The organism is Ignavibacteriota bacterium, assembly GCA_016212665.1.
Lineage (GTDB): Bacteria > Bacteroidota > Ignavibacteria > UBA10030 > SZUA-254 > FW602-bin19.
Window position 1 is genome coordinate 175,914 of sequence record JACREZ010000034.1, and the last position, 15,693, is coordinate 191,606.

The window sequence follows — 15,693 nt, forward strand, 5'->3', positions numbered from 1 at the left end:
TCTTGGAAGTCGGAGTTTTCGTTTCTATTCTCTGTTACTTGCTTTCGCTGAACTCTACCACCGGCGTAAGTTCAGGCATTGCTTCGCTCGTTTCCTGTCTGACTTGCTTGCGGAATAGCCGTCGAATGAATGCAGGAAATGTCACTCTCCATTCATCCACTTTAATATAGACAACCGGAACAAGCACGAGTGTCAGCAAAAGCGAACTGGTGAGTCCGCCAATCAACGCCCACGCGAGACCAGATTTCCATTCGGAACCCGGGCTCATGCTGAATGCAATCGGCGACATACCGACAATCATCGAAGCGGTTGTCATCAGAATCGGACGCAAGCGGGTTTGTCCCGCATCGACCAACGCATCCTCTGCGGACATGCCATGGTCTTTCTGCATTTGCGATGTTCTGTCAACAAGAAGAATTGCATTCTTCGCGACAAGCCCAATCAACATAATTACTCCGAGCATCGAAAAAATGCTGAGCGATTTCATTGTCAGCGCAAGCGCGAGTATCGCCCCAATCATCGCAACGGGAATCGAAAACAACACGACGAACGGATAGATATATGAATCGTACAACGCGACCATAATCATATAGACAAACAAAATCGCCGCCGCAAGAGCGAGAAATAAACTGACAAATCCCTCGGCTCGATTTTTCTCGTCCCCTTGATAAAGAATTGCAACTCCGTGCGGAAGTTCAACCGCGGTCAATGCTTTTTTAATGTCATCGGTAATTGTCCCTATCGGGCGGCCGACTGCTTGTGAAAACACGGTGACCGAATAGTTTCTGTTCTGCCGTTGCAACTTCGTAGGTCCGGTTGAGCGGAGGATGGTGGCAAACTGCTTCAGTTCGATTTGCTGTCCTTTATTATTTTTGAAGGAAAGATTTTCGATGTCCGAAATTTTCGAGCGGTCGAATTGGTCAAGCACGATGCGAATCGGATGCTCGGTCGAACCTTCGCGGAATTTTGATTCATCATCGCCGCTGAACGCGATGCGAAGTGTCACTCCGATTTCGCCGAGCGTCAATCCGAGGTTCGACATTTTTTCACGGTCAAGGAGAATGCGATGTTCCGGTTTTCCTTCTTCCGAGGAGAGACGAACATCGGCGGTTCCGGGAACGGTTCGCACAACCTTCATCACTTTCTCCGCTGAAATGCGAACCTCATCATAATTCGGTCCGCTGACAATCAACGCGATGGGTGTTTGATTGGCAACGCCGAAAATTCCAATCGGATTGACACGCACTTTCACACCGGGAAGTTCACGCACTTTCTTTTTGATTTCAACAATCAATTCGTCAGTTGATTTTGTTCGTTCGGATTTCGGAACGAGCGCAATGTTCAACTCGGAAACATTGTTGGATGATTGTCCAATCAATCCTTCCGACGAAACGCCGACATTGACAAACATTTTCGAAACTTCGGGAAACTCCGAAATGATTTTTTCCACTTCCTGCGTAACATGGTTCGTGTGCTGAACTGTCGAGCCGGATGGAACTTCGATTGTTACCGCAAACTCGCCCCGGTCGGCAACAGTCATAAATTCACTTCCGACAAATCCGAGCGGAACAAGCGCGAGTGAAGCAATCATCAACGCAGTCGTGGATAGAACGACTTTCCATTTGTGATTCAAACTCCATTTCAAAATGTGAATGTACTGTTCAGCGAATTTGTGGTACATCCGTTCAAACCATAATGCGAACTTGCCGAGAATTGTATCTTTCGTCAGACGCTCTAACTTTGCAAACCGTGAAGCGAGAAGCGGGGTTACCGTGAATGAGACAAACAGACTCATCAGCGTCGAGATGACAACGACGAGCGCAAACTCACGCAAGATATTTCCGACCAAACCGGAGACCAACGTAATCGGCACGAAGACGACCACGTCCACCAGCGTAATCGAAAGCGCTGCAAACCCGATTTCGTTTCTTCCTCTCAGCGCGGCTATCCGCCGCTCGTCTCCTTTTTCAAGATGCCGGTAGATATTTTCCAATACAACGATGGAATCATCAACCAAAATTCCGATGACGAGCGAAAGACCAAGCAAGGTCATGATGTTCAATGTCATATTAAACAGGTACATGCCGATGAACGTCGCGACAATCGAAGAGGGAATAGCAACCAGCACGATGAGCGAGTTGCGGATGCTGTGCAGGAACGCAAGCATCACGAGCGCAACAAAGAGTATTGCAAGAGCGAGGTCTTCCTTCACTGCGTTCGCCGCGTCGATGGTAAAGAGCGAACCATCCTGCGCAATGTCGAACTTGAGATTAATGTCTTTGTAGTCCGCTTCGATGTTCGGAAGTTCTGCGCGAACTAATTTGCTAACGTCCACCGTGTTCGCGTCGGATTGCTTTTGCACCATGACCCCGACCGAACTGACGCCGTTAATGCGACTGAGTGTTGCATAATCTTTCCGCCCGTCTTCAATTTCGGCAACATCGCTGAGATGAATTTCGCCCCCATCTCTTGAATGACCGATGACAAGTCGTTTGATTTCTGCAAGCGATTGGAATTTTCCCGCGAGTCGAACAACAAACTGTTCATCCGCATCATTGATTTTTCCTGTCGGGAAATCCATGTTCGATGTTTTGATGAGTTGCGTTACCTGCATGAGCGAAAGTCCGTACGAGCGGAGTTTCTGCGCGTCGATGTTTACTTTGATTTCACGCTCATCGCCGCCGACGAGCGTGATTTGTCCGATGCCTGCAAGTTTCGCGATGCGCGGTTGTACTTTATCTTTTAATATTTGATAAAATTCTCTCGACTCGATATTTGCCGTTGCGCCCATGCGAAGCACCGGTAGTTCATCAAGCGCGAACTTGGTTACGGTCGGTGTTTTCACGGTTGAAGGAAGCCGCGAAGCAACCTCGCTGACTTTTCTTTGTGCATCCTGAAGAGCAACGTTGATGTTTGCTGTCATCGAAAACTCGATGGAGACAAACGACACGCCTTCGGAAGAAGTCGCATACACGGTTCCAACCTTGTCAATGCCGGAGACCGCATCTTCGATAATCTTTGTCACTGAAGCTTCTACCTCGCTCGGCGACGCGCCCGGATAGACGGTGACAATAGTTACCCACGGCGGCGTCACGCGCGGAATTAATTCATATTTTAGTTGATTGTAACTGAACAATCCCAACACCGTCAGCGCCGCAAAGATGACGACGATGAGTGTCGGACGTTTGATTGATAATTCGGTTAACGTCATAACTTGTACCTTGAACTGCTTAGTTATTTTCTGATTCGTTTGACGAGCCGCCCCCTTGGGACTTCGCGATGCTAACTTTTGAACTATCCTTTAAGTTGAACTTTCCGCTCGTAACAAGAAGTTCATCACCGTTCAATCCGCTCAGCACTTCCACAGAGTTTGCTGACTCACTTCCGATGACAACATCCCGAAGCACCGCTACATTATTTTCAACGATGAACACTTGCGGTTTTTTCATTGTCCCGACCAGCGCATCACGCGGGATTGTCATTGCCGTTCGTTCTGTTCCGGATGTGAACTGAACACGCACGAACATTCCCGCCTTCAACGGATGTGTTGATGAGTTCGGCAGGGTAATCTCGACAGGATACGTGTGGCTCTCATCCCCTTTCGAACTGATGGATTTGATTGTGCCGGTGAACTGTACACCGGGATAAATATCGGTTGATGCCTGAACGGAATCGCCCGTTTTTAATCGAAAGACATCTTTTTCCGAAACACTCACTTTCACTTTCAGCCGTGAAATATCAATCACGTTTGCGACAATCATCCCGGGTTGAATCATCGTCCCGATATCCGGCGCTCGATTGGTGACGATGCCGGAAATCGGTGAACTGATTTTCGTATCGCTCAACTGCCTTCGCGCAACCGTGTATTGCGCCTCCGCCGCTTTGAATCCGAGTCGCGCCTGTTCGATTTGCGCATCGGTAACGCTGTTATCTTTCCGGAGCGATTCGAATCGCTCCAAGTCCCGTTTTGCTTTTTGATAATTCACTTCCGCCGCCCCAAAGTTTGCCTGCTTCAGTTCATCATCAACTTTGATGAGAACGCTTCCCGCCTGCACATGGTCGCCGACGTTGACATACACTTCTTTTACTTTTCCCTGCGTCTCCGAAGCGATGGCGACATCGTTATTCGCTTGTGTTGTTCCGACGAGCGAGAACGAATCGCTCAATTTTTGTTTGACGGGAGAAACAACCACGACAGGTGTTTCTGTGTAATTTTCCACCTGCGTTTTCGCCGCCATATTTATTTTGTTGTTGATAAGAATTGCAACGATAACTGCAAGGACAATAACTGAGATAATAATTGCTTTAATTTTTTTCATGATGGTTCCGGTGTTATGTGTTCAAAAAAATTTCTTTATCCGTCATGCCGAACTTGTTTCGGCATCCGTTCTCTTTGAGGATAGATTCCGACATGTGTCGGAATGACAGTGTGTTGTGTTTGTTATTTCGTCTCACCAACAGATTTTTGTAACCGTGCGAGGGCGAGTTCATGGTCAACAAGTGAATTTGTATAATTTGTTTTTGCCTGAAGCAACGCAACTTCCGCATCGAGCAAATCGGAATTGGAGGTGATACCCGCTTTGAACTTATCGTTCGTGATGCGATAATTTTCTTCTGCCTGCTTCACGCCTTTCTCTGCAAGTCCGATACTCTCGCCTGCTTTTTTCAGGTTGAGATAGTTCGATGTTACTTCCATCGTAATGCCATCCCGCAACTGCGACATTCCATCCTGCGCCTGTTGAAGTTGCGCCTGCGCCTGTTGTGATTGATTGCTTGTCTGTCCCCAGTTCCAGACATCAAACGATACGGCAATGCTCGCATCCCACGTATCTCTGAATTCATCCACCGTCGGGAAAATGCGTTGGTTCGGGCGCGCGTAGTTATAATTTCCGACAAGAAATATTTGCGGATACCAATTCGCCCGCGCAAACGTTACTGCCGCTTCGCTCGCTTTGATTCGATACTCCATTCCTTTGAGTTCTGAACGGGAAGCAAACGCACGCTCGGTGAGTTTCTCCAAGTCGAATTCCTTTGCCTGTTGTTTCCCGGGAGAAGGTGAGGAACTTAACTCTATCTCCGAATTCAAGGGTTTTCCAATCAAATAATTCAAATTGAGCGTCGCCAACTGTACACCGTTTGCGGCTTCGAGTTGCATCAACTGCACATTGGAGAGTTGCACCTGAACTTTCAGCACGTCATTGTTCGTCGCCAATCCCTGATTCATCATGTTCTCAACATCCTTCAAATGCGATTGAACTTGCGCGATGTTTTCATCAATGACTTTTTTGAATTGCTTTGCTTTGAACAAATTCCAGTACGCGCTCTTAATATTGTAGATGAGTTCTGTTTTATCTTTTTGATAATCCTGCTCGATTGCATACGCGTTATACTCTGCCATCTCCGCGCCGCTTTCAATTTTGAAGCCGATAAAGATTGGCTGTTGAAGCGTCAGTTTCAAATTATAGTTATCAAATATCGAAGGCGAAATGACAAACTTGTTGTTCGGCGCGGGAAGATACGGAACGGTAAGTTCCGCTGAGGGAATTTCACTCAACCGAGTATATGTTCCGCCGAACTTCAATTGCGGCAACCGCGAAGCATTTGTCTCGCTTGATTTTGCCGTTGCCGCCTGCACTTTCATCAACGATGAATGGAGCGATTTGCTGTTTTCCAATCCCAACGAAATACTTTGCTCAAGCGAAAGCGTTGCCGCCTGCTGTGCGGAAAGTTGTTGGATAAAGAAGAGAAATGTGAAAGAAAAAATAAAGAGCGTTGCAATGTTCTGTTTCATGATACAAGTTCCTTTTCTTTTTGTGATGGTAAAACTTTTTCCATTTGAAGCGCCCGGGCTTTTTCTGTGAGGATTCCTTCAAAAATCACTTTGACGATCGTCTCGAAGAGTTGATTCATCGTCACGGGAAGTTCTGCAAGCACTTCGGGTGTCATAAGATTCTGAACGGAGAGCGTGTGCATCATAACGACGACATGCTCGTTCACATCTTTTCGGAAATATCCTTTCTTCACTCCTTCGCGAACAAGTTTTTCTACATTCTTCCTCATCCGCTCCATACGGAAGGAATCACAGCACTTCCATATTTGCGGCGCGTTCTTTTGAATATCAATAAAGAAATGTTTGCTGAAGCGCGAATGAAACTCCGCTCCGTGAGAAAAAAGTAGTCTCAACTTTTCCACGAAGTCTAACGACTCATCGGCAATGATGGTATCAATTTTTGAACTGACATCGTTCTGCACGGCGTTAATCACTTCCGAAAGCAATTCTTCTTTGCTCGGAAAATACTCGTAGAGAGTTTTTTTGCTCATTCCCAACTCGGTCGCAATTTCACTCATCGTTACCTTGCTGAATCCGAGCCGGAAGAAATGGTCTCGAGCAATCTGTATTATCCGCTCTCGCGTGGCGTCATCTATCGGCATTTAATAAAATCCTTAAATATAAATCGTATTGGCTGTTTTGATGTTTGATTTGGAAACTCTAACGGTTTCTACGGTTTCCAATATACAGAAGTTTCAATCGTTACAAAATTTTTTTTTGATTCTCGACTTTGCTCTTTCTTTGCCTATTAGAGGGGCAATGGTTATTTTGACACTCCAAAATTACCCCACAGCATTGCTCCTTGAGCAAAATCCACGCTGATGGAATCCGAAAACTACTAAAGAAAATGTATGCTAAGGAAAAAAATTATTATCATGGGCGCCGCAGGGAGAGACTTTCACAATTTCAATACAGTATTTCGTGATAACGAACTGTATGATGTGGTGGCTTTTACTGCAACCCAAATTCCGAATATTGACGGAAGAAAATATCCCGCCGAACTTGCCGGACGATTATATCCGAACGGCATCCCTATTTACCCCGAATCTGATTTGAACAAATTGATTACCGACTTTCAGGCAGATGAAGTTGTGTTCGCCTACTCCGATGTTGCGCACCAATATGTCATGGATAAAGCATCACAGGTGATGGCGGCAGGCGCAGATTTCAAAGTGCTTGGCGCGCGACCGACAATGATTAAAAGCAAAGTCCCTGTCATCGCTGTTGTTGCGGTGAGAACGGGTTCAGGAAAAAGTCAGACATCGCGGAAAGTATGTAAAATTCTTCGAGAGAAAGGAAAGCGCGTTGTCGCGATCCGCCACCCGATGCCGTACGGCGATTTGATGAAGCAGGTCGTTGAGCGGTTTGCAACGCTTGATGATTTGGTGAAGTACGATTGTACCGTCGAAGAAATGGAAGAGTACGAACCGCATATTGTCAACGGCGGTGTTATTTACTCCGGCGTTGATTATGAAAAGATTGTTCGTGAAGCGGAGAAAGAAGCCGACGTGATTGTGTGGGATGGAGGCAACAATGACATGTCGTTCTATAAACCGGATTTGACAATTACCGTTGCTGACCCGCATCGCCCTGGACATGAAATTTCGTATTATCCCGGTGCGGCAAACATTCGCCTTGCTGATGTTATCGTTATCAATAAAATTGATTCGGCAACGAGGGAAAATATTGACATCGTTCGGAAGAACATCCGCGAAGTCAATCCCGATGCAATCGTGATTGAAGGCGCATCTCCGATTACTGTTGATGACGAGAGTGTCATTCGTGGTAAACGTGTGTTGGTTGTCGAAGATGGTCCCACACTTACACACGGTGAAATGAAATACGGCGCCGGAATTATTGCCGCAAGCAAGTTTGGCGCTTCGGCTGTCATTGACCCGCGTCCGTGGGTTGTCAACTCGATTGCGGATACTTTTAAAAAATACCCGTACATCGGAACTCTGTTGCCTGCAATGGGTTACGGCGGAAAGCAAATCCAGGATTTGGAAGATACTATCAATCGGGTAGATTGCGACTCAGTCATCATCGGCACGCCGATTGACCTGCGCAGAATCATCAAGATTAACAAGCCGTCGGTGCGCGTCACGTACGAGTTGGATGAAATTGCCAAACCGGACTTGAACGAAATTCTGACGGATTTTTTACAGAAACATTCAAAATAACAACACAACATGTCATTACGAATCCCACTTCAGCCAACGGCTCGTAGAGTGGGTGAGGAATCTCTTTCAGTTCAAGTGAGAGATTCCTCACCCCTGATAAATCAGGGGATTCGGAATGACGGTACTACTAAAAGAAAAGGAACACCATGAACAAAGATTTTATCAGCATCGCAGATTGGTCGCCGGACGAACTGTGGCACTTGCTTCTTCTTTCATTGAAGATGAAAGAGTATCCGGCAAATTACAGTGACTCGCTCAAAGGCAAATCGGTCGCGATGATTTTTGAAAAGCAATCGCTCCGCACGCACGTTACGTTTGATGTCGGCATCTACCAACTTGGCGGACATTCCATTTATCTCAGTCAGCAAGGAATCAATCTCGGGAAGCGCGAATCAATCTATGACGTTGCGAAAAACTTGGAACGTTGGGTTGACGGACTCGTCATCCGCACGTACGCACACAGTAACTGTGTCCAACTCGGAAAACACATGTGGTGCCCGGTCGTGAACGCGCTTGATGATATGGAACATCCGTGTCAGGCGATGGGCGATTTCCTCACCATCGTCGAAAATTTCGGAGAAGTGTCCGGACACAAACTGACGTTTGTCGGAGACGGGAACAACGTTTGCCATTCACTCATGCTTCTTGCGGCAAAACTTGGAATGAACTTCACCGCCGCAACACCGAAGGGATACGAACCAAACAAGGAAGTCGTAAAGAAAGCGCAGAAGTTTGCAAAAGCATCCGGCGCGAAAATCGAAGTTGTGAACAACCCGAAAGAGGGCGTGAAAAAATCCGACGTCGTGTATACCGATGTGTGGGCGAGCATGGGACAGGAATCCGAGAAGGATGAGCGTGCAAAGATTTTCAAAGAGTTTCAGGTGAACGGAAAGTTGATGAACCTCGCGAAAGATTCGGCAATCTTCATGCACTGTCTCCCCGCGCACCGCGGCGAAGAAGTGACCGACGAAGTGATGGACGGAAAGCAAGCCCGCATTTTTGATGAAGCGGAAAACCGTCTGCACACGCAGAAAGCAATCCTGCATACACTGATGCACGGAGTGTAGCGTGTCTCAATCGTTGTGTATTGCTGTCGGCGGTAACTCGCTTATCCGCGCCGGGCAGAAAGGAACGATTCCCGAACAATTTGCCAACGCGCATCTCGCCGCCGCAGGTATTGCAGAACTTGCGGCGCGCGGGTATCATCTCGTGGTAACGCACGGAAACGGTCCGCAGGTCGGCGCGCAGTTGCTTCGTTCGGAAGCCGGCTCGGCGCAAACGTATTCGCTCCCGCTCGATATGTGCGATGCGATGACGCAGGGAGAAATCGGCTACATCATGCAGAACAGTTTGCAATCAAATCTGCGTGAACGTGGTATCAATCTCCCCGTTGCAACAATAGTTACGCAGGTGATGGTTGATAAAAACGACCCGGCATTTCAGAGACCGACGAAACCAATCGGTCCTTTCTATTCAAAAGAAATTGCAGATAAAAAAGAGAAAGAACTCGGTTGGAATATCGTGGAAGATGCGGCACGCGGGTACCGCCGCGTTGTTCCTTCGCCCAAGCCGCGCGGCATTATCGAACTTGAAGCAATCCGCACCTGCGTTGATAACGGAATCTTAGTTATTGCATGTGGCGGCGGAGGAATTCCGGTCATCAGCGAAGACGGACAAATTACCGGCAAAGAAGCGGTGATTGATAAAGACCGCGCGTCCGCTCTGCTCGCTTCGTTGTTAAAGTTGAAACGATTTTTAATTTCGACAGAAGTTGAGCAGGTGTATTTGAATTTCAAGAAACCGAATCAACAGGCAATCAAACTGATGACGGTGACGGAAGCGAAACAACATCTCGCCGACGGACATTTTGCAGAAGGAAGCATGAAGCCAAAGATTGAAGCGGCTGTTGAATTTATCGAATCAGGCGGCGACGACGCCATCATCACCGACCCGGAACATCTCGTTGCCGCGGTTGATGGAAATGCAGGAACCAGAATTGTGAGAGAACAATGAAACTACAACACGTGTACGAAGCACAGCAATTTACACTCCCGAAACTCCTTGAGTTGTTTAATCTCGCGGATGACATGGAACGAATTGTCAACCGCGGAGGGACGAAAGATTATCAAAACAAAATCATGGCATCGCTGTTTTATGAGCCGTCAACGCGGACGCGGTTCTCGTTCGAGAGCGCGATGCTTCGTCTCGGCGGCAGTGTCATCTCGACCGAACGCGCACAAGAGTTTTCTTCCGTCATGCTCGGTGAATCGCTTGAAGATACCGTTCGTGTCGTCGGGAATTATTCCGATGTCATTGTTCTCCGCTCGAATGAAATTGGCGGAGCGAAACGTGCGGCAGAAGTTTCTTCCGTTCCCGTTATCAATGCGGGTGATGGAAAAGGCGGTCAGCACCCGACTCAGGCATTGCTCGATTTATATACAATTCAAAAAGAAGTGAAAACGATTGATGGAGTGAAAGTCGCAATGGTCGGTAACCTTGCGGACGGAAGAACGGTTCGTTCGCTTGCGTATCTCTTAGGAAAGTTCGAGCGGGTGAAGTTGTACTTTGTTGCGCCACCTGCGTTGCAAATGAAACAGGATATTCTCGATTATCTCGCGCGGCACAACTGTTGGTTCACCCTCGAATCGGATTTGAAGAAGGTTCTGCCGGAAGTGGATGTTCTCTACGTTACGCGCATCGAACAGGAAGTGCTTGACCAGCATGAGAAAATCAACCGGGAAATTGCTTCATCGTTTTTCATCAATGAAGAAATGATGAACCTTCTTCGCCCAAACGGACTTGTATTGCACCCGTTGCCGCGTCTTAGTGAGATTGATACAAAAGTTGATGCAGACCCGCGCGCCGCGTACTTCCGTCAAACACGGAACGGCGTGTTAATCCGGATGGCGTTACTTGTTTCGTTGTGGGAACGGTAAACGCGTTCTACAATTCTTCCGGCTCTTCAACAGGGTAACGTTTCGGCGTCTGAACGACGATTGTTGTCCCTTTCCCGACCGCTGAACTGAAGGCAAAACTGCCGCCAATAAGTTTTGCCCGTTCTTTCATTGTGGTCATACCTACGCCCGAGGTGGATAATTGCGCCGCGAGCCGTTCCATGTTTATTCCGACTCCGTCATCGGAAACTGTCAGGATAATGGTTGAATCTGTTTCTTCGTAATTGACATAGATATTGGTCGCATACGAATGCTTTTCAATATTGTTGAACGCTTCCTGAGTAATACGGAACAGCGCAAGTTCGATTTCAGGAGCCAACCGGTGAGAAGGTAATCCGGTAAGATGAGCGCGCATCTGTGTTCGTGTACAGAAATCTTCCACTTTACTACGGACTGCCGCGCCGAGTCCGAAATCATCCAGCGAACTGGGGCGCAGGTTACGGGAAATTCTTTGTATCTCTTTCATTGCATCTCTCAGGGGGTCAAGGATGTGAGAGAGGTTTTTGATGCCATTATTGACTAAGGGAAGCGTTTTCCGTTCCACCGTTTCGACATGCCCTTTTACGATAAAGAGGGTCTGGTTTACACCGTCGTGGAGTTCGCGGGAAAACCTCATGCGTTCCGCCTCCTGTGCATCAATAATCTTGCGGGAGATATCCTTGAGTTGCGCCTCCGCCTCTTTTGTTTTGGTTATATCGTGAATAATGAGAAGCGCCGCCGGGACGTCGCTATACAAAATCGGGATGCTCGATATTTCCGTGTCAATGATTTTTTCATCGAGCCGTTTCATTTTCAGTTCCGTTGTTTCGAGCGGCAACTGTTTCCCGGTAAATCTCGATAGTGATGTCACGGCATGTTCGCGGGATTTCTCTTCAACGAAATCCAACACCGATTTCCCCAGCACGTCGTTCATGAACGATGTACCGAGAACTTCGACCACCGCCTTGTTCACATACATAAATACATTGCCAATGAGGACCGCCGTCGGGACGGGAGAATATTCCACCATCGCACGAAACCGTTCTTCATTCTCCCGGAGGAGTTTGTATTTTTCTTCCTGAGATTTGATGAATCGTTTCTGACTGTACATCGTTACGGAAATAAATCCGATGGCGAGCGTAAGATACACGGAAGTCGCTATCGAAAATATCCACCAAAATTCTGTTATTGTTGTTTGCATAATAAACCCCCAAAAGTAATTCCTAAATAATTAATTTAATATTTGATTGAATGTTCCACACATACATTACAATTTTGTTGAGCCAAAATTTCTTCAATCGCCTTGCGACCGTAGTACCCGCTCCCATCTAATGAATGATGTCTATTCATTCTATACCGAAGTCTCTTTCGTAGAAGCGGGAACAACTAATGCCACACTGTAACCAACATTTTTCATTATTCCGACAATGCTTTGAATCATCCAGGCTTGACCAAGTACTTCCGTTGAAACGGTTAAAATATTATTTCCCAAAAGAAATAGCATCATAACACCAATAAAATACACAAGCGTGAGGGAACTAAAGAGAAACCCAGGATGGGATAGTAATGGAATACGCGCTTCTTTGTTCAAGAAAAAAATTACATACATAGAAAGGAACACAAGAAGCGCGCTTTCCACCGGTTTATTCACCACGCTGAGCCGTGTCACTTCTTCAATTGTAACAAATACAATCAGCCAGATGCTGGTAAAAACTGGAATGGAATATCGCGCGACACGTTGTTCCGTCGTACGTAGCCAGCTCGAAAGCACCCAGACAGTAAATCCATATTGCAACGGAAGATAATAATGCATTGTCCAGAGATTGTTAAGTTTATACTCTGCAAGAATCCATTGAATGAGACTTGCGAAAAAATCTACAACCATGTAGAGAGCCATAACCCTCAACTCTTTCCGGACCCGATGGAACCGAATTGCTCCAACGGCAGCAATAAGGATTTCTGAAAGGAAGTGAACAGTGTACAGTTGCAAGGTTATCTCAGCTATTTAATCGGCTTGGGGTCCCGCAATAGGGAGGACAAGGTCTGCCCTCTTCAGCGAGAAGTCCGTTCTCCATGTCGTTCTCATTGGCATCAGCGCCGACAAGAACGAATGTTGGACTTCCGTCATCTTGTTGTGCGAAATATACACGAATGCCGACACAATCTTGTTGAGCCAAAATTTCTTCAATTGCCTTGCGACCGAAGAACCCGCCTTTGATATCGGGTTTCACTCCGCTATCGCGGAAATTTGCCGTCAATCGTTCTGCATCATCAAGATTGATTGCATGATTTTCTTCACCTATGAATGCCATATAGCGTTCCTTATGTTCCATCAGTCTTTTTCGGCGGTGAGCCGTAGTTTGAATCCCTTCCCCGGAACAGTCCTATTGTAAAACTCAAATAGGCAATGATAGAGATAACGTTACGTATCATCCATACCAACATCAGTGTATCAACAGAAACAAGAAGTAATTGTCTTGCAAACAATAATGATGTTAACGTACAGATGGAATAAAGAATTAATCCTGTACTAATCCAAAACTCCGGTTGTACTAGCAGCAGAGTCGTACTATCCTTCATCGTCTCAAAAATTACAAGCAGAGCAAAAACGATTATGAAAATGAACGCAATCGGAAAGGAAATAATATCATACGTAATCCATACATCCGGATTGACGAGAGAGACAATTCCCCACATCACCAGAAGAGGGAGAATGGAGTACTTCATGGATTTGCTGTATCCGGCATTGCGTATCCAGCCCGCCAATACAAGAACAAACCAACTATAAAAAACCGGTATTTGAAGTTGTGCAATCCAATGATTGTTTGTTTGCTGATAAGCAAGCAATACGCTTCCTATGGAAGTCGCGAAATCATAGACGAAATACCAGTACAAAAACTTCACATCCTTCCTGAATGTCCGATACTTGATTGCTCCATAAACCACAATAAACCCGATGAGAGCAATTCCGGTAAAAGCAAGTGTTATATAAATATTCATGGTCTTTCCAAGAGGGTACAATGATCAACTGGAAATTGCATAATCTTTTCACAAGAACAAAACAACGATGTACCACTATTCGATGTACACATACTGTCAACATAGCATCATCGTTTGCCTGGGCAGAAAGAATGGTGTTCCCGTTTCTGCCGCAGACAAACGAAGTTTCATGATGAGCAAAGAACTATCCTTAACCTTTTAAGGGACTGGTTTGTGGACAATACGGAGGGCAGGGAAAAAATATCTCTGCCAACGATCCGTTATAGAGATCTTCACCGGTCGTATCTACACCAACAAGGACGAGACATGATTCACCGTCATTATTAAGTCCATAATACATCCGTATGCCGATACAACCATCTTGCTCGAGTATTTTATTGATACCATCTTTGCTGAAATATCCACCATTGACAGTTGGAGCTTTCGGTTGTGCGCGAAAGTTACGTGTAAAACTCGTCGCGGCGTCGAGTGTGATAGCATGGTCTTCATGACCATCGTATTTAGGTGCTTCCATTGGATTACTCCTATAACTAATGAATAAATAATGAATTAAAAAAAGTTACTTTACCTTATACTTATTGTTGTTCCACACAGACGAGAGAGCGGCGGGTTTTGCCCGGCAGTGAACCGTGGATCCACAAGACCCCCGACACAGCATCGCCGCGCAGAGCCCTAACCACATACATCCCCGCCGCTCTCGTCCGTTATCTCTCAATCTCAGATGTTCACGATAACAGATACTTCATCCGACCACAATCCTACTTCTTTGTCATCTTTCAGGAAGCGGCTTTTGTACCAACGCGTTTCAGGCACGCCGGGGACAAGATTCGGTCTCTTGTCCTCCATCGGCGAGCGGAAATCCCTATCCAGTTTTTTATACTCGGTTTCGGTTCCGCGCTTCGAGTAGAACACCTGACCGTCGGATTTTTCCTTCAGCCAATCCAACAGCACCATCTCGACAAGAACCGTCGCCCAGAATCGCGGCTTTGCCGTATCGAGCGAACCTTGCCCTGAATCATCGGGCGCAACGATTCCTAAATCCTCGCCTATCGCTTCCGTGTACGAAGTATGACGTTTGAGAATGACAGCAAGGTCTAATGCGTGCTTACGCGCCGTGGCAACGACCTCGTCTTTTGTTTTTACTTTCGACTGTAATGTTTTCTTGAGACTATCAACGTCAGCCAAATTACTTTTTACCGAATCCCTGTCGGTTGTAAATTGGTCCACCTGACTACCGGAGAGACCGAATGTCGCTGCATAGGTAGCAATCTTTGTGATAAAATTTTCCAACCACTGCAAAAACAATGATTCGGCTCGAGGCAAAAAATTACCCATAAATTATTCTTTCTGTTATTAATGTTTGATAAATGAATTAAGATGTTGATTTTAGATTTTAGACACTTACTACTGTGTGTTGAGTACCCGGTACTGAGTACCGAGAACTTCATTGTATTTTCTTTTCATCATGTTCTTTTTTATGATACTCTTTGCATACGTTTCGATAGGAACAGAACCGATACAAACAGTTCCGTCTTGTGTGCAAACCTTTCCGTGCAAGTGCAAACTGTTCCGGGACAAGTGCAAACCGTTCCCGCGCGGTGCAAACTGTTCCTGCATAAGTACAAACCGTTCCGAGACAAGTGCAAACCGTTCCGGGACAAGTGCAAACTGTTCCGGGACAAGTGCAAACTGTTCCGGGACAAGTGCAAACTGTTCCGGGACAAGTGCAAACTGTTCCGGGACAAGTGCA

Annotated in this window: 15 protein-coding genes; 4 read left to right on the forward strand and 11 right to left on the reverse strand. The window is 46.4% G+C overall.

Going from position 1 to position 15,693, the window contains the following annotated elements:
• Positions 1–34: 34 nt before the first annotated feature.
• From HY960_12710 to HY960_12725, 4 genes are all read right to left on the reverse strand, one after another.
• Positions 35–3,211, reverse strand: coding sequence for an efflux RND transporter permease subunit (locus HY960_12710; protein MBI5216605.1), 3,177 nt, complete (start codon positions 3,209–3,211; stop codon positions 35–37).
• Positions 3,212–3,230: 19 nt separating this feature from the next.
• A complete protein-coding gene (locus HY960_12715; protein ID MBI5216606.1) occupies positions 3,231–4,319 on the reverse strand; it encodes an efflux RND transporter periplasmic adaptor subunit in 1,089 nt (362 codons plus the stop codon).
• Positions 4,320–4,441: 122 nt separating this feature from the next.
• Positions 4,442–5,791 carry a TolC family protein gene (locus HY960_12720; GenBank protein MBI5216607.1) on the reverse strand — a complete coding sequence of 450 codons (1,350 nt, stop codon included), beginning with the start codon at positions 5,789–5,791 and terminating at the stop codon, positions 4,442–4,444.
• Positions 5,788–6,432: a TetR/AcrR family transcriptional regulator gene (locus HY960_12725; GenBank protein ID MBI5216608.1), complete on the reverse strand. Its 645-nt coding sequence runs from the start codon at positions 6,430–6,432 to the stop codon at positions 5,788–5,790. The genes HY960_12720 and HY960_12725 overlap by 4 nt, the downstream gene beginning before the upstream one ends.
• A 249-nt stretch (positions 6,433–6,681) precedes the next feature.
• Here HY960_12725 and HY960_12730 point away from each other — a divergent pair, with 249 nt between their 5' ends.
• From HY960_12730 to pyrB, 4 genes are all read left to right on the forward strand, one after another.
• Positions 6,682–8,010 carry a GTPase gene (locus HY960_12730; GenBank protein ID MBI5216609.1) on the forward strand — a complete coding sequence of 443 codons (1,329 nt, stop codon included), beginning with the start codon at positions 6,682–6,684 and terminating at the stop codon, positions 8,008–8,010.
• Positions 8,011–8,156: 146 nt separating this feature from the next.
• Positions 8,157–9,077 (forward strand): ornithine carbamoyltransferase, encoded by a 921-nt coding sequence (argF, locus tag HY960_12735; protein ID MBI5216610.1) that lies wholly within the window; start codon positions 8,157–8,159, stop codon positions 9,075–9,077.
• A gap of 1 nt (position 9,078) precedes the next feature.
• Positions 9,079–10,023, forward strand: a complete 945-nt coding sequence (gene arcC / locus HY960_12740) for a carbamate kinase (protein ID MBI5216611.1) — start codon at positions 9,079–9,081, stop codon at positions 10,021–10,023.
• Positions 10,020–10,946 carry an aspartate carbamoyltransferase gene (gene pyrB / locus HY960_12745; GenBank protein ID MBI5216612.1) on the forward strand — a complete coding sequence of 309 codons (927 nt, stop codon included), beginning with the start codon at positions 10,020–10,022 and terminating at the stop codon, positions 10,944–10,946. Before arcC ends, pyrB begins: the two co-directional genes overlap by 4 nt.
• A gap of 7 nt (positions 10,947–10,953) precedes the next feature.
• Here the strand turns inward: pyrB and HY960_12750 are convergent, their stop codons facing one another.
• The 7 genes from HY960_12750 to HY960_12780 form a co-directional block, all read right to left on the reverse strand.
• Positions 10,954–12,144 (reverse strand): PAS domain S-box protein, encoded by a 1,191-nt coding sequence (locus tag HY960_12750; protein MBI5216613.1) that lies wholly within the window; start codon positions 12,142–12,144, stop codon positions 10,954–10,956.
• Between the two features lie 150 nt (positions 12,145–12,294).
• Positions 12,295–12,840, reverse strand: coding sequence for a hypothetical protein (locus tag HY960_12755; GenBank protein MBI5216614.1), 546 nt, complete (start codon positions 12,838–12,840; stop codon positions 12,295–12,297).
• A gap of 100 nt (positions 12,841–12,940) precedes the next feature.
• Positions 12,941–13,255, reverse strand: coding sequence for a hypothetical protein (locus tag HY960_12760; GenBank protein MBI5216615.1), 315 nt, complete (start codon positions 13,253–13,255; stop codon positions 12,941–12,943).
• A gap of 10 nt (positions 13,256–13,265) precedes the next feature.
• Positions 13,266–13,943, reverse strand: coding sequence for a hypothetical protein (locus HY960_12765; GenBank protein MBI5216616.1), 678 nt, complete (start codon positions 13,941–13,943; stop codon positions 13,266–13,268).
• Between the two features lie 190 nt (positions 13,944–14,133).
• A complete protein-coding gene (locus HY960_12770; GenBank protein MBI5216617.1) occupies positions 14,134–14,457 on the reverse strand; it encodes a hypothetical protein in 324 nt (107 codons plus the stop codon).
• Between the two features lie 203 nt (positions 14,458–14,660).
• On the reverse strand, positions 14,661–15,278 hold the full coding sequence (locus tag HY960_12775) for a hypothetical protein (protein MBI5216618.1): 618 nt from the start codon (positions 15,276–15,278) through the stop codon (positions 14,661–14,663).
• A 69-nt stretch (positions 15,279–15,347) separates the two neighbouring features.
• On the reverse strand, positions 15,348–15,693 hold a 346-nt coding region (locus tag HY960_12780; protein MBI5216619.1), incomplete at its 5' end, for a hypothetical protein.